Source organism: Acidimicrobiia bacterium, assembly GCA_035948415.1.
In the GTDB taxonomy this organism is placed as follows: domain Bacteria; phylum Actinomycetota; class Acidimicrobiia; order IMCC26256; family PALSA-555; genus PALSA-555.
The window spans coordinates 23,673-48,303 of record DASZJD010000111.1 but is presented as its reverse complement, the minus strand read 5'-3'; the positions used below and the strand labels follow the sequence as shown (position 1 = coordinate 48,303).

22 protein-coding genes are annotated in these 24,631 nt (G+C 74.4%); 8 read left to right on the top strand and 14 right to left on the bottom strand.

Going from position 1 to position 24,631, the window contains the following annotated elements; all coding sequences use genetic code 11:
• Window positions 1-14: 14 nt before the first annotated feature.
• Complete coding sequence (locus tag VG869_15165; protein HEV3452525.1) at window positions 15-1,001, top strand: malate dehydrogenase; 987 nt, start codon at window positions 15-17, stop codon at window positions 999-1,001.
• Window positions 895-1,677, top strand: coding sequence for a TMEM175 family protein (locus VG869_15160; protein ID HEV3452524.1), 783 nt, complete (start codon window positions 895-897; stop codon window positions 1,675-1,677). The genes VG869_15165 and VG869_15160 overlap by 107 nt, the downstream gene beginning before the upstream one ends.
• On the opposite strand, the gene VG869_15155 is transcribed toward VG869_15160, so the two are convergent.
• On the bottom strand, window positions 1,674-2,432 hold the full coding sequence (locus VG869_15155; protein ID HEV3452523.1) for a PspA/IM30 family protein: 759 nt from the start codon (window positions 2,430-2,432) through the stop codon (window positions 1,674-1,676). The two genes, VG869_15160 and VG869_15155, sit on opposite strands and share 4 nt — an antisense overlap.
• Window positions 2,433-2,504: 72 nt before the next feature.
• Window positions 2,505-3,455 carry an alpha/beta hydrolase gene (locus VG869_15150; protein HEV3452522.1) on the bottom strand — a complete coding sequence of 317 codons (951 nt, stop codon included), beginning with the start codon at window positions 3,453-3,455 and terminating at the stop codon, window positions 2,505-2,507.
• Window positions 3,456-3,485: 30 nt separating this feature from the next.
• Here VG869_15150 and VG869_15145 point away from each other — a divergent pair, with 30 nt between their 5' ends.
• The 4 genes from VG869_15145 to VG869_15130 all read left to right on the top strand — a co-directional run bounded on the left by VG869_15145 (window position 3,486) and on the right by VG869_15130 (window position 6,336).
• Window positions 3,486-4,220, top strand: a complete 735-nt coding sequence (locus tag VG869_15145; GenBank protein HEV3452521.1) for a hypothetical protein — start codon at window positions 3,486-3,488, stop codon at window positions 4,218-4,220.
• Window positions 4,221-4,237: 17 nt separating this feature from the next.
• The gene (locus VG869_15140) at window positions 4,238-4,714 is read left to right on the top strand and encodes an MOSC domain-containing protein (GenBank protein ID HEV3452520.1); all 477 of its coding nucleotides are present in this window, start codon (window positions 4,238-4,240) and stop codon (window positions 4,712-4,714) included.
• Window positions 4,715-4,772: 58 nt separating this feature from the next.
• A complete protein-coding gene (locus VG869_15135; protein HEV3452519.1) occupies window positions 4,773-5,867 on the top strand; it encodes a DUF1214 domain-containing protein in 1,095 nt (364 codons plus the stop codon).
• A 106-nt stretch (window positions 5,868-5,973) separates the two neighbouring features.
• Complete coding sequence (locus tag VG869_15130; protein HEV3452518.1) at window positions 5,974-6,336, top strand: cupin domain-containing protein; 363 nt, start codon at window positions 5,974-5,976, stop codon at window positions 6,334-6,336.
• Between the two features lie 186 nt (window positions 6,337-6,522).
• Here the strand turns inward: VG869_15130 and VG869_15125 are convergent, their stop codons facing one another.
• From VG869_15125 to VG869_15075, 11 genes are all read right to left on the bottom strand, one after another.
• On the bottom strand, window positions 6,523-7,149 hold the full coding sequence (locus VG869_15125) for a TMEM175 family protein (GenBank protein ID HEV3452517.1): 627 nt from the start codon (window positions 7,147-7,149) through the stop codon (window positions 6,523-6,525).
• Between the two features lie 117 nt (window positions 7,150-7,266).
• Complete coding sequence (locus VG869_15120) at window positions 7,267-9,726, bottom strand: hypothetical protein (GenBank protein HEV3452516.1); 2,460 nt, start codon at window positions 9,724-9,726, stop codon at window positions 7,267-7,269.
• Between the two features lie 128 nt (window positions 9,727-9,854).
• Window positions 9,855-11,180 carry an MATE family efflux transporter gene (locus tag VG869_15115; protein HEV3452515.1) on the bottom strand — a complete coding sequence of 442 codons (1,326 nt, stop codon included), beginning with the start codon at window positions 11,178-11,180 and terminating at the stop codon, window positions 9,855-9,857.
• Window positions 11,181-11,526: 346 nt separating this feature from the next.
• A complete protein-coding gene (locus VG869_15110) occupies window positions 11,527-12,387 on the bottom strand; it encodes a class I SAM-dependent methyltransferase (protein ID HEV3452514.1) in 861 nt (286 codons plus the stop codon).
• A 184-nt stretch (window positions 12,388-12,571) separates the two neighbouring features.
• Window positions 12,572-13,096, bottom strand: a complete 525-nt coding sequence (locus VG869_15105; protein ID HEV3452513.1) for an adenylate/guanylate cyclase domain-containing protein — start codon at window positions 13,094-13,096, stop codon at window positions 12,572-12,574.
• Window positions 13,093-13,788, bottom strand: a complete 696-nt coding sequence (locus VG869_15100) for a DUF4097 family beta strand repeat-containing protein (protein HEV3452512.1) — start codon at window positions 13,786-13,788, stop codon at window positions 13,093-13,095. The genes VG869_15105 and VG869_15100 overlap by 4 nt, the downstream gene beginning before the upstream one ends.
• 80 nt (window positions 13,789-13,868) lie before the next feature.
• Entirely contained in the window at window positions 13,869-15,143 is a 1,275-nt protein-coding gene (locus VG869_15095) for a sulfotransferase (protein ID HEV3452511.1), read from the bottom strand.
• A gap of 134 nt (window positions 15,144-15,277) precedes the next feature.
• On the bottom strand, window positions 15,278-16,729 hold the full coding sequence (locus VG869_15090) for an FGGY-family carbohydrate kinase (protein HEV3452510.1): 1,452 nt from the start codon (window positions 16,727-16,729) through the stop codon (window positions 15,278-15,280).
• Between the two features lie 10 nt (window positions 16,730-16,739).
• Complete coding sequence (locus VG869_15085; protein HEV3452509.1) at window positions 16,740-18,245, bottom strand: FAD-binding oxidoreductase; 1,506 nt, start codon at window positions 18,243-18,245, stop codon at window positions 16,740-16,742.
• A 42-nt stretch (window positions 18,246-18,287) separates the two neighbouring features.
• A complete protein-coding gene (locus VG869_15080; protein HEV3452508.1) occupies window positions 18,288-19,937 on the bottom strand; it encodes a glycerol-3-phosphate dehydrogenase/oxidase in 1,650 nt (549 codons plus the stop codon).
• A 43-nt stretch (window positions 19,938-19,980) separates the two neighbouring features.
• Window positions 19,981-20,334: a rhodanese-like domain-containing protein gene (locus VG869_15075; GenBank protein ID HEV3452507.1), complete on the bottom strand. Its 354-nt coding sequence runs from the start codon at window positions 20,332-20,334 to the stop codon at window positions 19,981-19,983.
• Between the two features lie 238 nt (window positions 20,335-20,572).
• Here VG869_15075 and VG869_15070 point away from each other — a divergent pair, with 238 nt between their 5' ends.
• Complete coding sequence (locus VG869_15070) at window positions 20,573-21,538, top strand: hypothetical protein (GenBank protein ID HEV3452506.1); 966 nt, start codon at window positions 20,573-20,575, stop codon at window positions 21,536-21,538.
• Window positions 21,535-23,034, top strand: coding sequence for a GGDEF domain-containing protein (locus VG869_15065; protein HEV3452505.1), 1,500 nt, complete (start codon window positions 21,535-21,537; stop codon window positions 23,032-23,034). Before VG869_15070 ends, VG869_15065 begins: the two co-directional genes overlap by 4 nt.
• Here VG869_15065 and VG869_15060 read toward each other — a convergent pair.
• Window positions 23,031-24,620, bottom strand: coding sequence for an AMP-binding protein (locus tag VG869_15060; GenBank protein ID HEV3452504.1), 1,590 nt, complete (start codon window positions 24,618-24,620; stop codon window positions 23,031-23,033). The genes VG869_15065 and VG869_15060 overlap by 4 nt on opposite strands.
• Window positions 24,621-24,631: the final 11 nt, after the last annotated feature.

Below are 24,631 nucleotides of genomic sequence, written 5' to 3'. Positions count from 1 at the left end.
AGGTTCCTCCGCCGATGGCGACCCGCGCGCTCCACGTCACGGTCACCGGCGCCGCCGGCCAGATCGGCTACGCGCTCGTGCACCGGATCGCCGCCGGCGCCCTGCTCGGCGATGAGCAGCCCGTCGTCCTGCGCCTCCTCGAGATCGAGCCCGCCATGGCCGCGCTCGAGGGCGTCGTGATGGAGCTGGAGGACGGCGCGCACCCGCTCCTGGCCGGGATCGAGCCGACCGCCGACGTGACCCGCGCTTTCGAGGGCGCGTCGTGGTGTCTGCTCGTGGGGTCGGTGCCCCGCAAGGCCGGGATGGAGCGCCGTGACCTCCTCACCGTGAACGGCGGCATCTTCCAGCCGCAGGGCCGTGCGATCAACGACCACGCCGCCAGCGACGTTCGAATCCTGGTCGTCGGCAACCCCGCCAACACCAACTGCCTGATCGCCCGCAGCAACGCTCCGGACGTCCCGGCCGAGCGCTGGTTCGCCATGATGCGCCTCGACGAGAACCGGGCCAAGAGCCAGCTCGCGAAACGAGCCGACGTGCCGACGCGAACGGTCACGAATCTCGCCGTCTGGGGCAACCACTCCACCACGCAGTTCCCCGACTTCTTCCACGCCCGGATCGAGGGCCGGCCGGTGCCGGACGTCATCACGGACCACGACTGGCTGCGGGGGCCCTTCCTCGAGACCGTGCAGCAGCGAGGCGCGGCCGTCATCGCGGCGCGCGGGGCCTCATCGGCGGCGTCGGCCGCCCACGCCGCGATCGAGTCGGTCAACAGCATCTGGCGGCGGACCCCGGCCGACGACTGGCATTCGCTCGCGGTGCCGAGCCGCGGCGAGTACGGCATCCCCGAGGGGCTGCAGTTCGGGTTCCCCGTTCGCAGCGACGGGTCGTCGTGGTCTGTCGTCGAGGGCCTCCAGCACGACGCGTTCGCGGCCGAGCGGATCCGGATCACCACCGACGAGCTGCTCGAGGAGCGCCGGGAGGTCGCCGACCTGCTGGGGTGAGCGGGTCCGCGCCCCCCACCGCGCGCCGCGTCAGCATGGTGCGATCGCGGCACCAGAGCTGGACGAGCGAGGCCGGGGGCTCGACCGGGTCATCGCTTTCAGCGACGGCGTGTTCGCCATCGCCATCACCCTGCTCGTCCTCAACCTGCGGGTCCCCCACGTCTCCGGTCCGCACGTCGACCGTCGGCTGCTGGACGGGCTCGGCCACGACGGGGGCCTGCTGATCGGGTTCGTGATCTCCTTCTACGTGATCGCCCGGTTCTGGCTCGTCCACCACCGCCTGTCGGTCCTGCTCCGGCGAGTGGACACGACGTTCATCGTGCTGAACCTCGTGTTCCTCGCCGCCATCGTCTTCCTCCCCTTCCCCACCGAGATCATCGGGCAGTACGGGAACACAACCACGGGGGTCGTCTTCTACGCCGCCGCGTTCGTGGTGACGGCCGGGCTCTCGGCGGCGACGTGGGAGTACGCCCTCCGCGTCGGGCTCGTCGACCCGCGAGTCCCCCCGTCGACGCGGCGGCACGCCCGGGTCCGCGCCGCCGTGCCCATCCTCATCTTCGGGATCTCCATCCCGGTCGCCTTCGCCGACCCGTCGATCGCGAAGCTGTGCTGGATCGGGCTGGTGGCCCAGCGCCAAGTCGCGGCGCGCGTCGCCGGCGGGTCCGATCCCGGTTAGCCGGATTCCTCGGGCGCGTTCAGCATCGGGGGGGCGCGCAGCCCAAGCTCAGCCCGTAGCGAGCCGAGCCGGGCTTGGGCCTCGGCGCTCAGCTGCGCCTGCTCGACCTCGAGCATCTTGGCGTCGACGCTGGTCCCGCTGAGCTCGGAGGCCGCCTGCGCGCGGGCGAGGCGACGCTCAATCTTGATGCGGACCTCCTCGAAGGTCGGGACGTCCTCACCGACCGCTTCCGACAGCTGGTTCATCGCCGTGTTCATCTGCTCGTGCATGCGGGCCTGGTCGAGCTGGCTCAAGAGCTGCTCCCGCTCGGCGAGCTTCTTCTGCACCGCGGCCGAGTTCTGGGTGACCGCCGACTTCGCCTGCTCCGAGGCACGCGTCGCGTCGAGCAACTGTTCCCGGAGCTGGCCCACCTGGGCCTCGAGGCTCACGATCCGGCTCGCGAAGCCCTCGGCGGCCTGGTTGAAGGTCGTGGCCTTGTCCGCGTTGCCCGCCCGCGCCTCCTGGTCCCCGAGCAGCAGCGCTTGACGGGCGGAGGCGTTGGCCCGCTCGTAGTCCTCCATCGCCCGGTCGAGGCGCAGCTGCGTCTGCTTCTGGTTGGCGATCACGTTCGTCGCCTGCTCGAGCAGCCGTTGGTGCTGCTGGCGCGCGTCACGGATCGCCTGCTCGAGCTGGACCTTCGGGTCGGCGCGCTCCTCGAGGCGCACGCCGACCTTCGCCCCGAGGTACCGCCACCATCGCTTCAGGGCGTCCCACATGCCCGGAATGCTACGCCCCCGGTCGTGAATCGGCGCCGCTGCTCGGCCGCCCGCGCTCGGGTGCAGCCGGTCTCAGCGCCCCGCGTCGGCCGGGCGGGCGGTCCAACCGGGGAGCGGCCGCCCCTCGATCCAGGTCTCGATGACCCCGACGACGCGGCCCGGGTCTTCGAGCTGCGGGGCGTGGCCCATCCCGTCGAGCACGTGGAGGTCCAGGTCGTGGACGTCCGCGGCGTGGCGGGCCGCTTCGAGGGGGACCAGCCGGTCGTCGGCGCCGTGGAGGATCAGGGTCGGCCGCTCGGCGCTTGCCGCCGCGAGGTCGCGGTGGAGGCCGCGCGCGAGGTACGCGACGAGCGAGCGCGCCGCGTCCGCGTAGGCCGTGGCGGCGTCGGGCCATCGCAGCCGCTCGGCGGTCAGCTCGACCATGCGGCGACGAAGGTCGGGGTCCACCGCGTCGGCGCGGCCTGCGCTCGCCTGCACGGCGGTGTCGACGAGCCGCTCGGGTCCGAGCGTCCGGGCTCGCAGCGCGACCACCCCGGCGCCGAGGGCCGGGACCGCCAGCGGCGCCAGCCACGCCAGCCGGATCCAGTCCGCCACCCCGGGCCGCGGGTGCGGGACGGCCGGGTCGACGAGCACGAGCCCGGCGACGGACTCGGGGCGCGTCGCGGTCACGCCGACGCCGATGCAGGCGCCCATCGAGTTGCCGATGATCAGCGCCGAACCGAGTTCGTCGAGTGCCGTGTGCACGACGCGGCGCTGGGTGCTGAGGGCCGCGCTGCGACCCGAGGAACGGGTCCGGCCGAAGCCGATCAGGTCGACGGCGGTGACGATGGCCCCGAGCCGCTCGGCGAGCGGCACCGCGAGGGGCTCCCACGTCAGGGTGTTCGCCCCCAGCCCGTGCAGCAACAAGACCCGCCGCCCGGGGCGCGGATTCGCAGGGCGCCACTCGACGGTGTGCACCGGGACGCCGTCGACGTCGATCGAGCGGACCCGCCCGGCTCGACGGAGCGGGTCGGGATCGGGCATCCGCGAAGCCTACGCGTACGCTGCTCGACGGTGACCGAACGGGCCCGGGGCGAGGCGTGGTCGCTGGCCTTCGCGCGGCGTGACGGCACGGGCGGGTTCGTGCGGCTGACGCGCTGGCCGGACCGGGCGTGGTTCTGGACCTACGTGGTCTCGCCGGCGTGGGGCCTGGTGGTGGTCCGAGATCACGACGTCGCGCCCCCGGCGACGGTCGGGTCGGCCGTGGTGCGGGCGGACGCCCTCTGGGCCGAGCTGAGGTCGGGGTCGCCGGACGAGCACTGGGCCGTGACGCTCGAGGCCTTCGGCGTGCACCTCGACGATCCCCTCGAGTCGGAGCGCGGCGAGCGCGGCGAGCGACGTCCCGTCGGCCTCGACGTCGAGTGGGAGGCGGGCGCCGCACCCTTCGGCACGGTCCACGGGGAGCTGCTGGTCGGCGACGAGCGCGCCGACTTCGACGGGACCGGGACCTTCGTCCACGAGTCGCTGGCCGACGATGCCTGGGACCACGCGTGGCGTCGCCTCTCCTGGCAGGGCGACGGCGAAAGCGGCCACCGCGTCAGTGGCGACGCGCTCGGCCTCGAGCTCGACGCCGCCGGGCTGCCGGTCGCGGCGCGGGTCGGATCGTTCGACTTCACGGTCGCGGCGGTGGCGGTCGTGCCCGTCGGCGCCCGCCTCGTGCTGGCGTTGCTCACCGGCGACGCCGGGTGGGGCTGGTTGGAGTGGTGCCAGCCGGCGGCCGGGGAACCCGGTCGCATCGAGGACCGCTGACCGGTCAGGATGCGCCCGTGTTCGAGGGGCAGCTGGTGGGGATCTACGTCGCGCCGACGGCGGGGGCGGCGATGGAGGCCCGGGGCGAGGTGGAGGCGGTGGCGGGGTCCGGCCTGGTCGGGGACCGATATCTCGGCGCGTCGGGCACGTACTCGGGCCGGCGCCTGGCCGACCCGAAGCGGGCGGTCACGCTCATCGAGCGCGAGGCGATCGTCGCCGCCCGGTCGGAGCGCGAGCTCGAGCTCGGGGAGGACGAGACCCGGCGCAACCTCGTGACCCTCGGCGTGCCGCTGAACCACCTCGTCGATCGCGAGTTTCGCGTCGGATCGGCCCGGTTGCGGGGTGTCGACCTGGCCGAGCCGTGCGCCTACCTCGAACGTGAGACCCGCCCCGGTGTTCGCGCCGCGCTCGTGCACCGCGCCGGGCTGCGGGCCGAGATCCTCGTGGGCGGTCTCCTTCGGGTGGGGGACACGATCAGCCCGATCGGGCGCTGACCGCTCGGCGTTGCCGCTCGCCGAGGCTCCGGCCGAGTCGGTCGCCTAGCGTTCGGGCATGGATCGGACCTACGAGACGACGGGCGCCGTCCACGAGCTGCTCGAGGTCGTCGGCTCGCTCGATGCGAGCTTTCTGAGCGGCGACCGGGCCGTGGCCGAGGACCAGCAGGTGCTCGAGGGCTACAAGTGGATGTTCTCGATCCTGCAGGTCGCGCTCGACTGCTACGTGTGGGCCGACCCGGGCAACCCGCGGTTCGTCGACATCGTCGGCCCGTACAAGAAGTGGGGTGGGGACAACGCCGACGCCTTCTACCAGTACGCGCCCGTCGACCCCACGCGCACGTACCGGGTGCGGGGCCGCAGGGGCGACGCCGCCTACCTGTCGCTGACGGTCTACGGCGGGCCGCGGGACGGGCGTTACTCGGAGCGGATCGTGGGCACCGTCAACGACCGGGACGACCTCGAGATCGGCCCCGACGGATCGTTCGAGCTGGTCCTCGGCCCGGCCCGGCCGGCGGGCTGGGACGGGCCGTTCCTCAAGCTCGAGCCCGACGCGGTGGTGGCGATCACGCGCGACTACCTCCAGGACCCGGTTCACGGCGCGCGCTGCACCTGGCACATCGAGTCGGAGAACCCTCCGCGCCAGTGGCGTGAAGACGACGCCGACCTCGCCCGCCGGTTCCGCGCCGCCGCGACCTGGGTGCGCGACCAGGCCCACCTCGTGCCGCTCGGCCTCGGCGAGCCGAACCACATCGACGAGCCGTACCCAGTGCAAAAGGTGACGTTCGGCTGGGCCGCCGGCGACGCTGCCTACGCCATGGGGAGCTACGACCTGGGCCCGGAGGAGGCGCTCGTCATCCGGGGACGCTCACCGGAGTGCGCGTTCTGGAACCTGTGTCTCTGGAACCAGTTCATGCACACCTACAACTACGACTACGAGCGCTGCACGATCAACGGGGCCCAGGCGGTCCCTGAGGCGGACGGGTCCTGGACGATCGTCGTCGCGCACGACGACCCCGGGCACCCCAACTGGGTGTCGACGTGTGGACACCCGCGAGGCCGACTCTGGTTCCGGTGGTTCTATCCGGCCGAGACACCGGACGCGCCGACCGCGGAGGTGGTCCGTCGCGCCGACGTGCCCGCCGGGCCCTAGCGGCGGCCGCGGTCCGACCGGCGCTGGGCGTCGCCGCCTCGGGGGACGGTTAGGGTGCCCCGGCAGACCGCGGAAGCTCGTCCCCAGCAGCGTAAGGAGAACCCACGTGGCCAAGCTTGAGCGCAAGCGCTTCGACGCTCCCGACGAGACCCGACCGTTTCGGGACAAGGGGCAGGTGCAGATCCTCAACATCGGCGGCGGCGTCGTGGGTCGGGCGACGTTCGAGCCCGGCTGGCGCTGGTCCGATCACGTCAAGGCGATCGCGGGCACCGACAGCTGCCAGGCGCCGCATCTCGGGTACGTGATCTCCGGTCACCAGAAGGTTCGGATGGACGACGGCACGGAGCTCGAGTTCGGACCCGGTGACGTGGTCTCGATCCCGCCTGGGCACGACGGGTGGACCGTCGGCGACGAGCCCTGCGTCGTCCTTGACTTCGCGGGGATGTCCTCGTACGCCAAGCCGAGCTGACGCCGCCGCCGACTCGAGCCCGCGCGGGCGGGCTCGGATGCGCGCGGCGCGGACGAACTGGCGCCCACCGATCGGTCGCGCCGCTGGCGCGCCCGAGATCTCGACGAGCCGTTGATCCGCATCCTGTTCAACGCGGGTCCGGGAGGCCGGTCACCTCGGTCCGATGCTGCCGCTCGCGCCCGTGGCTCAGGTCATGACCCGCGGCTCGGACGGCTGGTCGACCGGTCTGCTGGGGGTGCGCTCGAACACGTAGTAGACGGCGACGAGCGCGCTGATGACGAGGGCGGCCTCGGCGCTGACGAACGCGACCCCGACGGCGATGGCGTACGCCGCGGTCCCGATCGTGAAACGGATCAGGGCCCGCCGTTCCAACGCGGGCTCGACCCGAACGGCGAGGAGGTGGCGCCGCATCGTGTGCGAGAACAGGCCGCCGAACGCGAGGGACATCCCCAGGAACACGCCGTTGAAAACCGCAGTCGCGAGGTGGGCGTCCGGGCCGCCGCCGCGCAGGTAGGCGGCCATGGTGGCGGTCGCGAACGGGATCGCCACGACGAAGAACAGCAGGAGGAGATTCAAGAAGACGAGCACACGGTCGATGGCGTCGATGGTCCGGAAGAGGGCGTGGTGGTTCACCCAGATGATCCCGATGGTGAAGAAGCTGATCGCGTAGGCGACGAACTCGGGCCACCGGTGGACCAGCTGGTGACCGAGCGGTCCGTGTCCCGGGCCGGGCACGGCGAGGTTCAGGGCGAGGAGCGTGATCGCGACGGCGAAGACCCCGTCGCTGAAGGCCTCGAGTCTCCCTCGGTCCATCGTCCCTCCCGTCCGGTGCCGGGGCCGCGGCCCCGGCCCGGCGGATTCTCGTCCGGCGCCCGGCGTGGGTGCGCCGCCGGGGCGGTGGCCGACGCGGTCGAGCGTCGGGCCTTGACCTCAGCGTGCGGTCGCGGCCAGGACGCGCCGCGGTGGGGACGCCTCGGCGTCGGGTGGCACGGGCGCCGGCAGCAGCGCGCGGAGCAGGGCGAGCGCGCCCAGGTACAGGAGCAGCGCGAGAACCAGCACGGCGTTGAAGCCGAAGGACATGGCGAGGATCGTGGAGAGCACGGAGCCGATGACCGACGCGAACCCGTTCACGGCCCACCCCCAGGCGACGTACTCCCGGGAGGCTTCCGTGAGGCTTGCCACGGCACCGAGCCCCAGCGGCATGAACATGCCGAGGCAGAGCCCGAGGGGCGCGAGGACGGCGAGGGCGACGGGAATCCGGGCCGCCAGCGGCCACGAGAGGAGCGCGTCGGTGAGCGGGGTCAGCCCCAGGAGGTAGAAGAGCGTCAGCGCAGTGATCGCGCCGACGAGGACCGGGATGGCCCGGCGCGACCGGTCCTTGACCCGTTCGCTGAGGAAGGCGCCGACGCCCGTGAAGACGAGGATGGACATCAGGGTGACGGTCAGCGAGTACGTGGGATAACCAAGGAACAGGACGAGCCGTTGGATGAGGGTGACCTCGAAGAAGATGAAGCCGAACCCAAGCAGCGCGAAGTAGGTCGCCGACCGACCCTTGCGTGGCAGCGCGGACCAGGTCCTGCGGATGCGGACGAACGGGAGGAGCAGGAACAAGGCCGCGAGGAGCACCGCCACGCCGAGCAGCAGGATCAGCACTCGCTCGCCGACCGCCTGCTCGAAGTCGTGCCGGTCGATCGGCTTTCCGAACCCACGGATCACGTCGGTGAACCGTGTGAAGTGCCAGAAGAAGGGGCGGTTGTCGGTGATCGGCCGGACGTCGTAGGGATAGGAGTTGTAGAAGGCGTCGAGCCGGCTTCCGGGTGTGGTGATGAGTCGGCTGACCGGGTTGCTGTCGACCCGGCGGTCCGGGGCGTAGCGCAGGGCGGAGCCGCCGACGGCCGGCAGGGCGCTCGTGAAGCGGGCGACGTCCGCCGCCGTGAACGCGTCGCGCTTGACGAGGATCGTGCTGAACGCGAAGCCGTTGACGTCGGGTGAGGTGGCGACGGCGACGTGGCGGGTCGGGTCGCGGACCCCCAGCTCGGCCAGGGCGTGACGGGCCGTCGCCACGTAGCGCAGCGTGCGGTTCGGCTTGTCGAACTCGCCGAACTGCACGGCCAGCACCCCGCCGGGGCTGAGATGCCGCAGGCTGTCGGCCACGGCGTTGCTCGTGTACAGGTAGCTCTCCGAGAGCACGAAGGCCGAGGCCGTGGCCGCGTTCGTCGCCGAGTAGCTGTCGGGAGCCGGGAACCAGACCAGCTGGTACTTGGCGTTGCTCCGAGCCAGATAGGAGCGGCCGTCGCCCTTCACGAAGTTGACCCGCGGGTTCTGAGCCAGGTGGCCGTCGTAGGCGGCGTAGGTGTGCGTGACGAGCGACCAGGTCACCGGGTTCAGCTCGATGGCGTCGACGTGATGGGCCCGGTAGTACAGCGAAGTCAGGACCTCGTTGCCGCCCGCAGCGCCGATGATCAAGACCCGTCTCGGCGCCGGGCCCGTGACCGCGAAGGGCCACTTCCGAGGATCGGTCTCGAAGCGCGTCAGCGAGGCAGGGTCGCCGTTGAACGGGTAGATCCCGGACCCCAGGAGCCCGTCGTGGTACAGGAACCGCACGCCGATGTTGTTCTGCACGTCCACCCGGAAGATCGGGCTCCAGGACGAGTACGCCGTGTTCGCCGACGTCAGGTGGGCCTTGGTCGCGTCGGTGCGCTGCTCCGGGAGCAGCGACGGGCGCGCCGCCAGCACCGCCAGCACGACGGCGAGCACCACGCCGACGGCCAGGCCGCGTCGGCGGCCACGAAGGCAGACGCCCACGCCGGCGGCGGCGAGCACGGCCCCGGCCAGCATGATCGTGCCCGGTGGCCCGATCGACGCGATGAGGGCCACGACGACCGCGCACGCGAGCCCGGCCCCGAGCAGGTCCGCGAAGTAGAGACGCCCGATCTTGTCGGTGCGACGGGCGAAGAGGGTGGCCACGACCACGCCCACGGCGACGAACGAGGCGAAGATCGCCAGACAGATCGCCAGCAGACCGACGACCGCCGAGAGCTCCGCGCCCGTCCCGTACAGCCAGATGTTCAGCGTGTCGACGGAGATCCAGGCGACGATGGCGTAGCCGATCGCGACGCTCGCGGCACCGACGAGGAAGCTCCAGGCGAGCACGGCGTCGGTCGACGCCTGTCGGAGGCGACGGGACGTCGCCACCACGACACCGCCCGATCCGATGCCGAGCAGCGCGAGGCCGATGACGAGGTAGGTGTAGTAGTAGAAGAGCTTGAACGAGACGACCCGGGTGTAGCTGATCTCCAGGAGCAGGGCGGCGAAGCTGACGGCCAGGATCTCCAGGCTGTACGCGCGCACGGACCCCTCCGCGCGCAGCTCGTCCCCCCGTTGCGCCATCAGTCCCCAGTCCCGATCGTCGAAGCCCGGGCCCCGCCGAGCGTGTCATTCTGGCCGATGGGGCCGAGCGGCACCGAATGCACGGTTCGGCGGCGACGGGCTCGTCGCAGCCGCCGGTCGCGGCCGACTCAGGTCCGAACGGCGCCGGTGACCTGCCAGCGGCTGCTGGCGTAGCGCAGCCCGACGCCGACGGCGCGCGCCGCGAACCAGACGGTGAGGGCGGCCCAGAGCGCCACGACGCCGGCGTGGAGCCCGACCACCAGCGCGGCCGCCGGCGCGAAGCCCAGGAATGTCGCCGCGAGCATCGCGCCCGCGAGGTACCGCTGGTCGCCGGCTCCGATGAGCACCCCGTCGAGCACGAACACCAGCGCGTTGAGCGGCTGGATGAGCGCCACGACCACGAGGAGCTGCTCGGCGAGACCGCGGACACCAGCCGAGTCAGTGAACACGGCCGGGAGCCACGGCGCGGTCGCGCCGATGACGACGCCGAAGGCGGCGCCGACGGCGACGCCCCACTCCAGCATGCGGCGGGCGGCGGCGCGCGCTTGCGCGGCGTCGGAGGCACCGAGCAGGCGGCCGACCATCGCCTGCCCTGCGATCGCCAACGCGTCGAGCGACAGCGCGAGGAACAACAGCACCTGGTAGGCGATCTGATGCGCGGCGACATCGAGGTCGCCCTTTCGCGCCGCCAAGGCCGTCGCGGCGAGGAAGACGACGAGCAGCGACGCGGTTCGAACGATGAGCGGGCCACCGACGACGGCGACGGCGCGCACGCCGCCGCGGCGGGGCCACGGGCTGGCGCCGGACGGCCGGGCCGTGCGGGCCACGATCACCACGAAAGCCGCCGCCGAGCCGATTTGGGCGATCACGGTGCCCCACGCGGAGCCGGCGATGCCCCACCCGAGCCCGAACACGAACAGCAGCTCCAGCGCCAGGTTCAGGACGTTGGCCGAGACGGCGACGAGCAGCGTGGTGCGGGTGTCCTGGAGGCCCCGCAGGTAGCCGGTCCCGGCCAGGGTGACCAGCAGCATCGGGACGCCGAGGAGGGAGATCCGCAGGTAGGTGAGCGCGAAGGGATGGACGCGGGCCGAGGCGCCCATGGCGGCGACGATCGCCGAGCCGCCGACCAGCCCGACGAGCGCCAGCGCGGTCCCGAGGCCGAGCGCGAGCCAGAGCCCGTCGACGCCGAGCTCGGCCGCCCGCCGCCGATCTCCGGCCCCGACGAACCGGGCGACGCCCGCGGTGGTCGAGTAGGCGAGAAAGTTGAACACCGCGAACGCGGCCGTCAGCACCGTCCCGGCGACGGCGAGCCCGGCCAGGGGTCGGGTGCCGAGTCGACCCACGATCGCGGTGTCGGCCAGGACGTAGAGCGGCTCGGCGGCGAGGGCCCCGAAGGCCGGTAGGGCCAGGCGCAGGATCTCCCGGTCGTGGAGGCTCCGCCGGCGGATCGTCACACCGGCAGCCGTGCCCGACCGGCCGTCGCGCGACGCCGGCGTGGCGTCGAGCTGCCCACCGGATCCGTCGACGCGCCGACGTCCGCCCCTGGCCGCGGCGGGCAGGCAGCGCCATACTCGGTGTGGGATGACAGGCTTCCGTTAGGTCTGACGACTCCGGAGCGGGCGTTCCTCGCCGGCGGCCGGCGCTTCTGCCGCGCGCGGCTGGCGACTTCGTGCCTGGCTGCGTCGAGCCCGAGCCCCGCCTCGTGGTGGGGGCGCGCGGCGCCCCCACCGGCCCGAGGAGCCGCCGGCGAGGGTCCCGCGACGTGACGGGGTGGGGCCGGTGGTCCTGGCCGGCAGCTCGTCACGGGGCGGGCTCGGCCGCGTCCGGCCGACCCAGGCTCCACACGATCGCGAGCGGCAGGCCCGCGATCGCCTCCTCGTAGAGCGCGTCCGACATGCCGGGGAAGGACAGTCGCGCCGCCTCGAGCGTCCAGGTCGGCTCGGCGCAGCCGACGACGGTCAGCCCCGCCCGCGCGACCGCGGCGAGCACCCGGCTCGGCAGGTGGGCGTGGCTGGCGACGAAGTTCGGGGTGCCGTCGGCGGCTCGGAACGCGCCCTGGCCGCCGAGCAGCACCATGAACGGATGGAAGTCGGAGATCACCAGCTGCCCACCTGGGCGCACGACTCGGGCGAGCTCGGCGATCGGTTCTTCGATGTCGGCCACGTGCGAGAGTGCGAGTGCACACACGGCGCCGTCGAACTCACCGTCGTCGAAGGGCAGCGGGGCCATGGGGCCCTCGACGAAGCGAGCGCCGGGTGCCTTCCGGCGCGCCACCTGCAGCATCTCGGGCGAGACGTCGATTCCGGTGACGGTGTGGCCGAGCTCGACCAGGTGCGCGCTGTGCCGGCCGGTGCCACAGCCGACGTCGAGCACGCGCGACGGTCGGGGCCAGCCCGTCAGTGCGTGGCGGGCGGCCGGCTCCTCGACGATGACGAGCGGGTTGGGCTCGTCGTAGACCGACGCCCACCTCGCGTAGCCCGGCACCACCCCGAGCTCGGCTCCGAGCGCGGCCGACGAGAACCAGGGGTCGTCGAGGGACCGGACGATCGCCTCCAGCTCGCCCACCCGCGCCATCAGCGCGTCGTCAGACGCCGCCGGACCGGCGCGGAGCAACCCGAGCCCTTCGAGGCCGAGCGCGAACTCGCCCACGGTGTACGGCACCGCGCCACCCTACGGGCGGCGTCCTGCGCACGGCCTGGGGTTTGGCGCCGGCCGGCGGCCCGGCCACTCGGATCGGGCTGGCGTCCGCCGGGTGGTCGGGTGGAGGCGAGCGCAGGCGGGTGCCGGCGGGTCGGCGGCTCGCGGGGGTGCCGCCGCGGCCGGCCGGCGCGGCGCCGGCCGTCGCTCAGGGGCGGCGGACGAGGGCTCGCGAGGCCCGGTAGAGGCGGACCGGCTCGGGGATGCCCCGCATCACCACCGGACCGAGCTCGTCGAGGAGGACGTCCGGTGTCGCGTCGTCCAGCGCCGCGAGCACCGTGGCCGAGACCAGGAGCTCGCCGGGACCGGCGACGTCGACGATCCGCGCCGCCAGGTTCACGTCGTGGCCGACGAGGTCGTCGCCTCGCCGGGTTGGGCAGCCCCAGTGCATGCCCATGCGCACCCACAGCGCGGCCGGCTCGTGCCCGACCTCGGCGAAGCGGTCGAGCAGCTCGAGGCACATGGCGAGGGCCGGTCGGGCCGCCGGGAGCCACAGCAGGAGACCGTCGCCGAGCTCCTTCACCAGCCGGCCGTCGGACGGCAGCGCGGCCCGCACGAGGCGTTCCTGGAGGTCGAGGAGGGCGATGGCCTCGGCGTCGCCGCGCTCGGCCGTGAACTCCGTGAACCCGACGATGTCGGTGAACGTGATGGCGCCGGACTCGGTCCCGCTCAACGTTCCGTGACCGAGATCTGGCCGCTGCCCGTTGTCACCCGGATGGCGCCGTCGTGACCAGGCTGGCAGTCGCAGCGGACCGAGCCGCTGGCGGCCCGCAGCGCGGTGGCCGGCCGCAGCCCGTGGGGGACGCTCACGGCGACGGTTCCCGAGTGCGCCTCGACGTCCACGGTCGCGGGCTCGACGAGTCCGATCGTCACGCTCCCGCTGCCGGCCCGAACGCGCGCCGGGCCGACGGCGCCCACCTCGACGCTGCCCGACGCCGCGACCAGCTCCACCGAGCCGGCCCGGCCGACCCGCAGCCGGCCGCTGCCGGACTGGCAGCGGCACTCGCCCTCGCACTCGTCGACGACGATGCTGCCCGAACCGGTTCGAGCGTCGACGCGGCGGGCGCGGTCGATCGTGATGCTGCCGCTTCCGGTCGTGACGCGCGTGTCGCCGAGGGTGCCGCGGATCGAGACGGAGCCCGACGCGGCACCGACGAACACGTCGGTTCCCGCGGGGCAGCGCGCGACGAGGCTGCCCGACCGGCCCTTCACGTGCACCCCGTCGGCGCCCGTCTCCACCCGGTCCGCCCCGCGTTCGACGAGCACGTCGGTGCGGTCCTCGCCGGTGATCACGACCGATCCGGACCGGCTGGTCACGCGCAGCGGGGTGGCGGCGTCGACGGGCACGCTGGTGGGGCCGGCCATCCCCTCCATCATGGGCCTCGTGGCCGCCGCCGTGCAGGTGACGCGCGTCACCCACGAGGACGCGCCGTCGGCGGTCGCCGTCAGTGCTCGATCGCGACGCCGAAGCGGTCGACGTAGTCGCGCATCGCGGCTCGCCGCTCGGCGGGGTCGATCCCGAAGTCGCCGGCGAGGTCGTAGCGGACCCCGCCGTGGCGTCCGCGCGGGTGGTCGCGCAGGAAGCGATCCATCTCGGCGCGGGCCTCGGGCCCGAACGGCTGGTCGGCGACGGCGTAGATGCGCTCGACCATGCCGAGGTCGTCGGCCATGAACTCGTCGAAGCGGACGTCGATCGATCGGTCGGCGGGCAGCAGCCGCCGCTCGCGCATGCCGGTCTCGAGCATCTGCTCGATGCGGTCGGACCAGTACCGACCGATGCGCGGCGGGTCGGGGTGGGCGGTGTTGAGGCGAGCGGTGTAGGCGAGCATGGTGGCGTTCGACGCGATGACCGAGACGGGATCGCGATGGGTGACGACGAACGTCGCGTCGGGGAAGACCGTGAGCAGGGGGCGGAACTGCTCCAGGTGCTGGGGCGACTTCAGCACCCAGCGGTCACCGCCGCGTTGCCACTGCAACACCTGCAGCACGCGCTTGAGGTACCGGTACGACGGCGTCTGGTCGTGCGCGAGGTAGTAGTCGCGCCAGGTCGGCAGGACGGCCATGGTCTCGAACAGCATCGTCGAGCAGTCGAGGGCGAGCAGCTGGATCTCCTCATGCACGTGGTCCACGGTCATCTCGTGCATGCGCTTGAAGTAAGGGAGCGCCTGGTCCAGGAACTCGAGCCCCGCGGCGGTCCGCTCCCGCCGGGGGTCGGGACCGCCGGCGGCCACCGCGGCGCGCTCCAGCGGGGCGAGCACGGGCTCGAGGCTCTCCCAGTAGGGGAGCGACCGCAGGGCGGGGTCGGCGGCCATGAGGTTGTGCAGGTGGGTGGTGCCGGTCCGGGGCTGCCCAACGATCAGGATGGGCCGGCTGATCTCGACGTCGAGGATCTCGGGGTGCGAGGCGACGAGGTCCTCGACGAGGAGCCGGTTCTTCAGGTGCCCGACGAGCTGCCCGTGGATGCTCACGACGCCGGCGGCGCTGAGGCCGCCCTCGTCCCGCGTGGCGCGATGCAGGACCTCGAGGCGCTCCCGGAACGCGTCGTCGCCGAAGTTGGCGCAGCCGGTCGTCGTCGCCGCCTCGTCGCACAGCGCCTGGGGCTCGAGCGACAGGCCCTCGGCGACCGGTCCCGCGGCGGCGAGCGCGGCTGCGATGGGGGGCGGGAAGCGGGGCTCGGCCAGGTCGTCGATGCGGATCGCGGGCGGGCGGGTCGTGGCCACGGCTGGGAGCGTCCCAGGCGCGGCCGGGCCCGGTCCAGGTGGCGGCGCGCGGCGACGGCGCCCGAAGGGGGGTCGGGGCCGCCGCGCGCGACGCGGTCAAGCCGGACCCTCCACCACGGATGTGGTGACGCCCGTCAGACGTCGATTTCCGACAGCTCGGGGATCCAGGCCCGGGCCCGGTCGACCGCGGCCCGCCAGCGGGCCCGGTCGGCGACCCGCGCCGGCTCGACCCGTTCCACCGGGGCCCACGTCGCCGCGACGGCGGCGTCGTCCGGCCACACGCCGACGGCGAGGCCGGCCGCGAAGGCGGCGCCCAGCGCGGTCGCCTCGCGGACTGGAGCGACCTCGACGCGCCGCTGGGCGGCGTCGGCGAGGGCCTGGACGAAGGTGGGGTTGGCGCTCATGCCCCCGTCGATGCGGAGCGCCTCGATCCGCCGCCCCGAATCGAGCTCCGCCGCCTCCACGAGGTCCGCGCCGCGGTGGGCGACACCCTCCAGGACCGCGCGCACCACCTGCGCCGCGGTCGTGCCGCGGGTGAGGCCGAGGAGGGTGCCGCGAGCTCCGTAGTCCCAGTCCGGCGTGCCGAGCCCGAGGAGGGCCGGGACGAACCACACGTCGCCGGTGTCCTCCGCGCGCGCGGCCAGCGCGTGCGACGCGTCGGCGTCGGCGATGAGCCCGAGGCCGTCGCGCAGCCACTCGACGCTGGTGCCGGCGGCGAACATGATCGCCTCGAGGCCCCAGGTGTCGCGCCCGGCCCGACGACGGGTCACGATCGGGAACGTGCCCCCTCGACCGCGATCGAAGTCGGGACGCTCGTCGCCCAGGACGACGTCGAGCATCCCGCCGGTGCCGAACGTGATCTTGGCGTCGCCCGGCCGCACGCAGGCCTGGCCGAGCAGCGAGGCCTGCTGGTCGCCGAGGATGCCCGCGATCGGCGGGCTGCCCGTGAGCGCGGCCGCGTCGCCGACCACGGCCGACGAGTCGACGACGGTCGGGAGCATGCGGCCCGGGATCCGGAGCCGCTCGAGGACGTGGTCGGCCCACGCGCCGCCGTCCCGACGGCGAAGGCCGGTGAGGGCGGCGTTCGTGGCGTCGGTGACGTGGAGCGCGCCCCGTGAGAGCGTCCAGGCCAGCCAGCTGTCGACGGTGCCGAAGCAGAGGTCACGGGCTCGTTCCGGGTCGGCCAGGTCCAGCAGCAGCTCGACCTTGGTCGCCGATTCGTTGGGCCCGAGACGCAGGCCGTGAGCCTGCAGCTCGAGGCAGCGTCCGACCGTGCGCACGTCCTGCCAGCCGAGGGCGGGGCCGACGGGCTCGCCGGTGGCCCGGTCCCACACCACCGTGGAGCTGCGCTGGTTGGCGATGCCGACCGCCGCTACCGGTCCGTCGACCGCGAGCGCGGCCTCGGCGAGCTCGAGCACGGCCGCGGCCAGCGCGACGGCGTCGAACTCCACGAGGCCCGGAGCCGGCGTCGTCGGCGCCAACGGCTGGCGGCGCTCGGTGACGATGCGAGCGGCGGCGTCGACCACCGCGACGCGGACCGACGACGTGCCGGCGTCGACGACGAGCAGGCGAGACGGCCCGGTCACGGGTCGGGCGTCACGGCCACGCCGGCGACGGGCCGAACGGCGACGCCAGGCCGAGCTTGCCCGGGTTCAGGATGCCGTGCGGGTCGAGCGCCCGCTTCACGGCGTCGAGGACGGCGAGGCCGGCGCCGAGGGTCTCGGGCATGAAGCGGGCCCGGTTCAGGCCCACGCCGTGGTGGTGGCTGAGCGCGCCGCCGGCGGCGAGCACGGCCCGGGTCGCCGCGTCCCAGGCCGTGCGGTAGTAGGTCTCGCGGGCGCCGGCCTCGGGCTGACCCGCGAACGTGAAGTAGAGGCAGGCCCCGTCCGGGTAGGAGTGCGACTGGTGCGCCGACGCCACGAGGGTCCCGTCGACGGCGCGGAGCGCGGCGGTCGCCGCCTCGTAGATGCCCGGCAGCTCTCGCCACCGGCCGGCGACCTCCATCGTGTCGACGACGTAGCCCCGCCCGATCAGCGCCTCGAGGGCACTGACGTCGTTGCGGTGCTCGAGCCAGTGGGCGACGGGGCCGGCGTCGAGCTCGGTGGCGTCTCGACACTCGTCGCGGACGATCGTCGTGACCGCGTCGAGGACGGCGGGGTCGGCTTCGTCGAGCACGAGGAGCGGGTGCACACCCGGGGCAGTTCCGAAGTTCCGGGCCGCCTCGACGTCGTCGTAGAGGCGGACGACTGCGGGCGTCGCGCCCCGCTGGAGGATTCGGCGGCAGGCGTCGAGCCCGGCGCCGAACGAGGAGAACGCGTACGCGGCGCGCCGCTCGGCCGGCGGGGTCGGATGGACGCGCAGGCGGGCGCCGGTGATGACGCCCAGTGTCCCCTCGCTGCCGACGAAGAGCTGGGTGAGGTCGGGACCGACCGCCGCGCGCGGCGCGCCGCCGGTGTGGACGAGGGTGCCGTCGGCGAGCACCACGTCGAGGCCCTCGACGAGGTCCTCGATCTTCCCGTAGCGCGTCGAGTACTGCCCGGCGCTCCGGCAGGCGAGCCAGCCGCCGACGGTCGAGAGCGCCACCGACTGGGGCCAGTGCCCGAGCGTCACGCCGTGCCCGGTCCGGAGGTCGTCCTCGAGGACGTCCCCGAAGGTCCCGGCGCGCACGTCGAGCACGAGCGAGACGCGGTCGACGCTGACGATGCCGGTCAGGCCGCACAGGTCGAGGACCAGCCCCCCGTGCACCGGCACGCTGGCGCCGCAGACGCCGCTGCGGCCGGCGGCCGGCGTGACCGGCACGCGCGCCTCGTCGCAGATGGCGAGCACGGCCTGGACCTCGTCGCGGGTCGAGGGGCGCGCGACCGCGGCCGCCAGGGCGGGCACCTGCCCGTCGAGGGCCCAGACCATGGCGAGCGGCCACCAGTCCCGGCTGGCCTCGCCGCGCGCCGCAGCGTCCGTGTCGACGGCGGCGCACGCCCCGCGCAGCCGGGTCAGGACCGGCTCGGGGACCTCGACCGCCGGGGCGGCCAGGCGCGCCGTGACGCCCGCGCCGCCGCCGAAGGCGATCGGCGGGGTCGGCGTCCCGCGCCGGACCTCGGGCACGGGCCGGACCCTACCGGGCCGGGCGCTGAGGGTCGCGGGGTGCTACGCGCCGAGCGACGCGTCGAGGGCCGTCTCGGGCAGCTGCGCGGCGGCCCGCTCGTGCTCGCAGAGGGCGCGGTAGGCCTCGACCTCGCTCGTGACCTGGGCCTCGTCCCAGCCGAGCTCGGGCGCGACGAGGCGGGCGACGTCCGGCGCCGCGGCTCGTGACGCGTCGCGGGCCAGCAGCCGGGCGCGGGTCCGACGGCTCAGCACGTCGTCGAGCGTGCGGGCCATCTCGTGGCGCGCCGCGTACACGGCTTCGGCGCGCACGTACGGCAGCCCGGGAACGAGCGGCTCGCGCAGGCCCGGGTCCTGACGCAGGAGCTGGAGCACCGCCTCGGCCTCGGTGCCGTAGCGGCCGGCGAGGTGCTCGTGCAGGCTGGGCTCGGCTGCCGCCGGCGGTGGGCTGAACCCGTGCGACCCGAGCAGCCCCAGCCGGCGGGTGCGGCTCTTGACCCGGGAGCTCAGCAGCCGGGCGGCCTGATCGATCGTGTCCGCGGCCATGCGCCGATAGGTCGTGAGCTTGCCGCCGGTGACGGTGATGACCCCGCTCGTCGACACGCGCACGCCGTGGCGACGCGACAGGTCGGCGGTCCGGGCGTCGCTGGCCGTCCGGAGCAGGGGGCGGAGCCCCGCCCACGTCCCGGTGACGTCGGCGGCGGCGACCGGCTGGTCGACGGCGCGGTTCAACGCCCCGAGGAGGTACTCGACGTCGGCGGGCGTGCACTGGGGATCGTCGATCGGCCCGTCGTAGTCGGTGTCGGTGGTGCCGACGTAGGTGAAGTCCCCCCACGGCACGACGAACACGGACCGCCGGTCCTTCGGCACCGGGAGGATCGCCGCGATCTCGTTCCGGACCTTCGACCACGGCACCGTCAGGTGCACGCCCTTCGCGGGCCGGATCGACGCCGGGTGCGACCCCTCGTCGAGAGCCCGCACGTCGTCGGCCCACACGCCGGTGGCGTTGACGACGACGCGGGCGTTGACGTCGAACTCGGCCCCGTCGGCGCGGACGGTGGCGGCCCGGACGGCGCCGTCGGGTCCCTTCGCGAGGCCGGTGACCGCGACCCGGTTGGCGACGGCGGCGCCGTGGGCGGCGGCGGTGCGAGCCAGGCACAGCGTGAGCCGGGCGTCGTCCGTCCGGGCGTCGTAGAAGAGGTAGGCGGACGCGAGGAGGTCGCTCCGCAGGGTCGGCATGAGGGCGCGGGCCCGGTCCCGGTCGACCCGCTCGTGGGTCTTCCGGATCCGCACGCCGCCGGTGAGGTCGTACATCCACAGGGCGGCGCCGAAGGCGCGGGCGACCCGGCGGTCCACGAGCCCGTCCCGGGCGAAGATCGGGATGAGGAAGGGCAGGACGCGCACGAGGTGGGGCGCGTTGCGCAGCGCCAGCTGGCGCTCGGCGAGCCCCTCGTAGACGAGGGCGAACTCCCGCTGCTGCAGGTAGCGGATCCCGCCGTGGACGAGCTTCGAGGACTTCGAGGAGGTGCCGGCGGCGAAGTCGTGCCGCTCGACGAGGGCGGTGCGCAACCCCCGCGACGCCGCGTCGAGGGCGCAGCCGGCGCCGGTGATCCCCCCGCCCACCACCAGCACGTCGAACGGCTCGTCGGCCAGGCGGCGCAGCGCCTCGGCGCGATCGAACCCGGCGGACGCCACCGGGTCAGGCTACCGGCGGGTCTGACGGTCGGACCCGGGCGCCTCAGGCCACCGTGCCGGTGCCGCCATCGTCGGTGATCAGCGGCAGGCCCGCGCTCGCCCACGCCTGCAGCCCACCGGCCAGGTTGGTGGCGTCGTAGCCGGCGCCGAGCAGCGCGGCCGCCACGCGGGCCGAGCGGCCGCCGCCGCGGCAGACCACGACGATCGGGCGGTCCGTGGGCAGCTCGGCCTGCCGGGCCGCGAGCTGGCCCATCGGGATCCACGTCGCCTCGCGCGCGTGACCGGCGTCCCACTCGTCGGGCTCCCGGACGTCGAGCAGCACCGCCCCGGCGTCGAGGCGGCGGCGGGCTTCGGCCGGGTCGATGGCGGGCACCTCCGGGGGTGAGGCCGCGGTCACCCCGTCAGCCTCCCACGCAACGTCGCGGACGCCCCGGTTCGGCGGTTCCGGCGGGTTACGGTGGCCGGACCGGCAGGGCGGCCGGACGGCGGCGGCGCACTGGGGAGCGGGTGCAGCAGGACCACGTTGCAGTGGGGGAGCGGGTGCAGGAGGAATCTGGCTCGGGCGCTCAAGGTCGGAGGCCCCGCTGCCGATGTCATCCTCGAAGGCGGGGCATACATCGTCAAGTAGGACGACGGTGAGGAGCTCCGTGGGCAAGCAGCGCAGGGACCGGCGGAATCACGGCAAGGACGGCGTGGATCGCCGGTTCCTCGCCGCGCTCGCGGCCGAGGCCGCGCTGGCGCTCGGGATCGGCGTGGCCTTCGTGGCCGCGAGTCCGGTGTCGGCCGTGAACTCGACGCGGACCGCGGCCCACTCCGTCCGCCTCGCCCAGCACCATCGCCTCGGCTGGGGCGGCCACGACCACGGCAGCGGCGGCAGCGACCACGGGAGCGCCGGCACCGACCACGGCAACGGCGGCAGCGACCAGGGGTCGGGCGCGAACCCGGGATCGACCCCTTCGGGCGGCGATCACGCGCCGTCCGGCGACCACCCGGCGGTGGGGAACGGCGGCCCCGCGAACGGGGCCGGACCGTCGACCGGGAGCGACCACGGCAACGGCGCCCAGCGCGTGGCCCCCGGCAACGAGCAGCAGCCCGGCGCCCACCCCGACCAAGAGACGGACGGCGACGACGAGGGTGACGAGGGCGGCGCCTCGGCGTCGAACGTCGAGCCGACGCCACCCGCGAACCCGGTGACCGTCCCGGCGGCCCCCGTGCCGGCGACGCTGCCCGCCACCCAGCCAGCGAGCGCCCCCGTGTCGTCGGTGAGCGCCGCGGCGGGCGCGCCGTTCACCTCGGCCTCGACGGCGCGCCGCGTCGTCACCACCCACGTCCCGGCGGCGGCCACCGGCGCGGCGCCGGCGGCGCCGGCCGCGGCCGCACCGAGCCCGCCGGCCCCGCCCGCGGGCCTGTTCCCGGCACCGGCGCCACCGCGGCGCGGCGTCGCGGGCGCGCTCCAGACCGCCCGGTCCTACTCCCTGCTCCTCGTCCTCGCCGGCGCGGTGGTGGCCTTCCTTGCCCTGCAGGGCCGCCTCGACCGGCGCGACCCCCGGATCGCCCACGCCCCCACCGGCAACCGCCTGGAGTTCCGGGACTTCGAATGAGCGCGCTCGCGCTGGGCGACGCCCATCTGCCGGTCCACGACCGGCTGGCGGTGCTCCAGCTGGTGCGGGTGGGACTTGGGGTGGCCGTCGCCGCGCTGCCGGCCCTCGTCGGGACGTTGGGCGCGCCGCTGGCCCTGCCCCTCGCGTACTTGACCGTGGTCGGCGCGGCCGAGCTCGCGCGCCGACGGGTCCCTCGGCTCGGTTCGCCGCTCCTCTCGGCGATGGTCCTCGTGGACGGCGCCTTCCTCGCCGCCGCCGTCCTCCTCACCGGCGGAACGACGAGCCCGCTGCTCTTCCTCGCCTTCCTCGAGGTCGTCGCGGTCACGCTGCTCGCCTCGCCGCGGACGGGGCTGAAGTTCGCGGTCTGGTGCGCGCTGCTGCTGTTCCTCGGCCGCGCCGCGTCCTCGGCGGGGGTGCTGCACCTCCGCACCACCGGCAGCGACCGCACCGCCGCGCTCAGCGCGGCGGCCTTCCTCCTGTTCGCCGTGGGCGCGGCCGCGTTCCAGGCCGTGAACGAGCGGGCGCTCCGCCACGCCGGCTCCGAGCTGGCGGCGCTGGTCGACCTCGGCGGCGCGCTCGAGCGGGTTCGACGCCCCAACGACGTCGTCGCCGTGCTCGTGTCGCACCTGCGCCAGCGCCTCGGTTTCGCGCGGATCCTCGTGGTCGTGCACGGCGACGGCGGATGGATCACCGCCGGCGACGCGCTCGACGCCGGCACCCACGGGGGCCCGCTCGGGCGCGTCGGGAGCGCCGTCCTCGCCGACGAGGCGCCGCGCCTCGTGCGCGTGCTCGAGGGCGGGCTCCTCGCCGAGCAGCTCCCGGGAGCCCGCAACGTCGTCGTGGCCGCGCTGACCGGCGACGAGGAGCCGCTCGGTCTCGTCGCGGCCGAGTGGGCCCATGGTGCGCACGCGCGCATCCCCAGCCTGACCGTGTCGTCGCTGCTGCAGTCCGTGTCGCACGCGGCGCTGACGCTGCGGAACGCTCGACTCCTCGACGAGGTCGAGCACCTGGCCACCCGCGACGAGCTGACCGGGCTCGCCAACCGGCGCCTCTTCGAGGAGACGCTCACCCTCGAGGTGGGGCGCTACCAGCGCACGGGGGCGCCGCTCACCGTCGTGGCGCTCGACGTCGACCACTTCAAGGCGATCAACGACGAGCTGGGGCACCCGGCCGGGGACGCCGTGCTCCGCGCCGTCGGCGACGCGCTGCGTGCCAGCACGAAGGCCTTCGACCTGCCGTCACGGTACGGGGGCGACGAGTTCCTCGTCCTGTTGCCGGGCTGCGCGGCCGCCGACGCGCTCGCGGTGGCCGAGCGGCTGCGCCGGGTCGCGGGCCTGGCCGCGGTGCCGACGCCGGTGACCGTGAGCGCCGGCGCGGCGACGATCCCCGACGACGCCGCCGACGGCCCGGCGCTCGTCGCCGCAGCGGACGCCGCGCTCTACGACGCCAAGCGCGGGGGACGGAACCGGGTCGCCCCGGTCCCGGCCGGGCGCTAGCGGCGCGACCCGCCGGCGAGCTCGGTCGCCTGCTGGCGCAGCCGCGGGTAGTTCGCCTTCCCGGCGGCGGACCGCTCGAGCGAATCGACGACGAAGAACCGCTTCGGCCGCTTGTACCCAGCGATGCGCGCTCGGCACCACGCCGAGAGCTCCGGCTCGTCGAGGTGGTCGCCGTCGCGGGCCACGACGAGGGCGACGACCATCTCGCCGTAGCGCTCGTCGGGGACACCGACGACGACGCCGTCGAGCACCCCCGGGTGCGCGCGGAGCACCAGCTCGACCTCCTCCGGGTAGACCTTCTCGCCGCCGGTGTTGATGCACGCCGAGCCCCGGCCGAGCAGGCGGACCGTCCCGTCAGCGTCGACGGTCGCGTGATCACCCGGGATCGAGTAGCGGACGCCGTCGACGACCCGGAACGTCTCGGCCGTCTTCTCGGCGTCGCGGTGGTAGCCGAGCGGCAGCCGCCCGCGCACGGCGAGGAGCCCGATCGCCGCGCGGCCGGGTGCCACCGGTCGGCCGGTCGCCTCGTCGAGCACGCAGACCCGGTCGTCGACCGCGAACCGGGGCGGCCCCAGCTCGGACCCGGCGGTGGCGGCGGTCCGGCTCATCAGGCCCTCCGTGGCGCCGAGCGAGTCGATGAGGGTGACGGAGGGCAGGTGGCGGAGCAGCCCGGCCTTCGTGTCCGGGCTCCACGTGACGCCCGAGGAGGTGATCGCCCGGAGGCTCGTGAGGTCGTACCGGCCCGGCTCGGCGTCGAGCGCGGCGAGCAGCGGCCGGGCGAACACGTCCCCGACGAAGGTGAGGACGGCGACGCCGACGCGCTCCACCTCGCGCCAGACCCGCGCCGCGTCGAGGCCGGGCTCGTCGACGAGCACCACCGTCCCCCCACCGGCCAGCGTCGACATGGCGATGAAGAGCCCGGTCCCGTGCATGAGCGGGCAGGCCGGCAGCGCGGTCCCGGCGCGCTTGCCCGCCCGCGCCGCCGCGGCCGGGTCCGGGGGCTCCGTGCCCGGTCGCCCGATCTCCCACAGCGCGACGTAGAGGTCGTCGTTGCGCCACCGCACCCCCTTCGGCCGGCCGGTGGTGCCACCGGTGTAGAGCAGGATCACGTCGTCACCGTCCGGCGGGCGCGCCTCCCACTCGCCCCGCGGCGAGGCGGCGTCGAGCGCGGCCTCGTACGGATCGCCGACCTCGAGGAGCAGCGGCCGCTCACCGTCCGGCTGACGCCCGGCGGCGTCGTGCACGACCGCGGCCAGGGTGGGTTCGTGCACGCACGCCCGGGCCTGCGAGTCGGCGAGGACGTAGTGCACCTCGTCGGCGAGGTAGCGGTAGTTCACGTTGACCGGCATGCAGCCGAGCTTCAGCGCCGCGAAGAACGTCTCGAGGTACTCGGGCCGGTTCAGCAGGTCGATGGCGACCGCGTCGCCCGGCCGCAGCCCGGCCCGGTGCCAGTGCGTGGCCAGCCTCGACGCCCGATCGTCGAAGGCCCCCCACGACCGGCGGCGCGGGCCGCACACGACCGCGTCACGCTCGGGAACCTCCACCGCGATCGACTGCCACACCGCGGCGAAGCTCCAGCCCGGCACGGGGCGGCAGT

Excerpts from the sequence above, each read along its gene's own strand:
- VG869_15155 (HEV3452523.1), bottom strand. The coding sequence starts at position 2,432 with ATGTGGGACGCCCTGAAGCGATGGTGGCGGTACCTCGGGGCGAAGGTC.
- VG869_15135 (HEV3452519.1), top strand. The coding sequence starts at position 4,773 with ATGGATCGGACCTACGAGACGACGGGCGCCGTCCACGAGCTGCTCGAG.
- VG869_15150 (HEV3452522.1), bottom strand. The coding sequence starts at position 3,455 with ATGCCCGATCCCGACCCGCTCCGTCGAGCCGGGCGGGTCCGCTCGATC.
- VG869_15125 (HEV3452517.1), bottom strand. The coding sequence starts at position 7,149 with ATGGACCGAGGGAGACTCGAGGCCTTCAGCGACGGGGTCTTCGCCGTC.
- VG869_15165 (HEV3452525.1), top strand. The coding sequence starts at position 15 with ATGGCGACCCGCGCGCTCCACGTCACGGTCACCGGCGCCGCCGGCCAG.
- VG869_15120 (HEV3452516.1), bottom strand. The coding sequence starts at position 9,726 with ATGGCGCAACGGGGGGACGAGCTGCGCGCGGAGGGGTCCGTGCGCGCG.
- VG869_15065 (HEV3452505.1), top strand. The coding sequence starts at position 21,535 with ATGAGCGCGCTCGCGCTGGGCGACGCCCATCTGCCGGTCCACGACCGG.
- VG869_15100 (HEV3452512.1), bottom strand. The coding sequence starts at position 13,788 with ATGGCCGGCCCCACCAGCGTGCCCGTCGACGCCGCCACCCCGCTGCGC.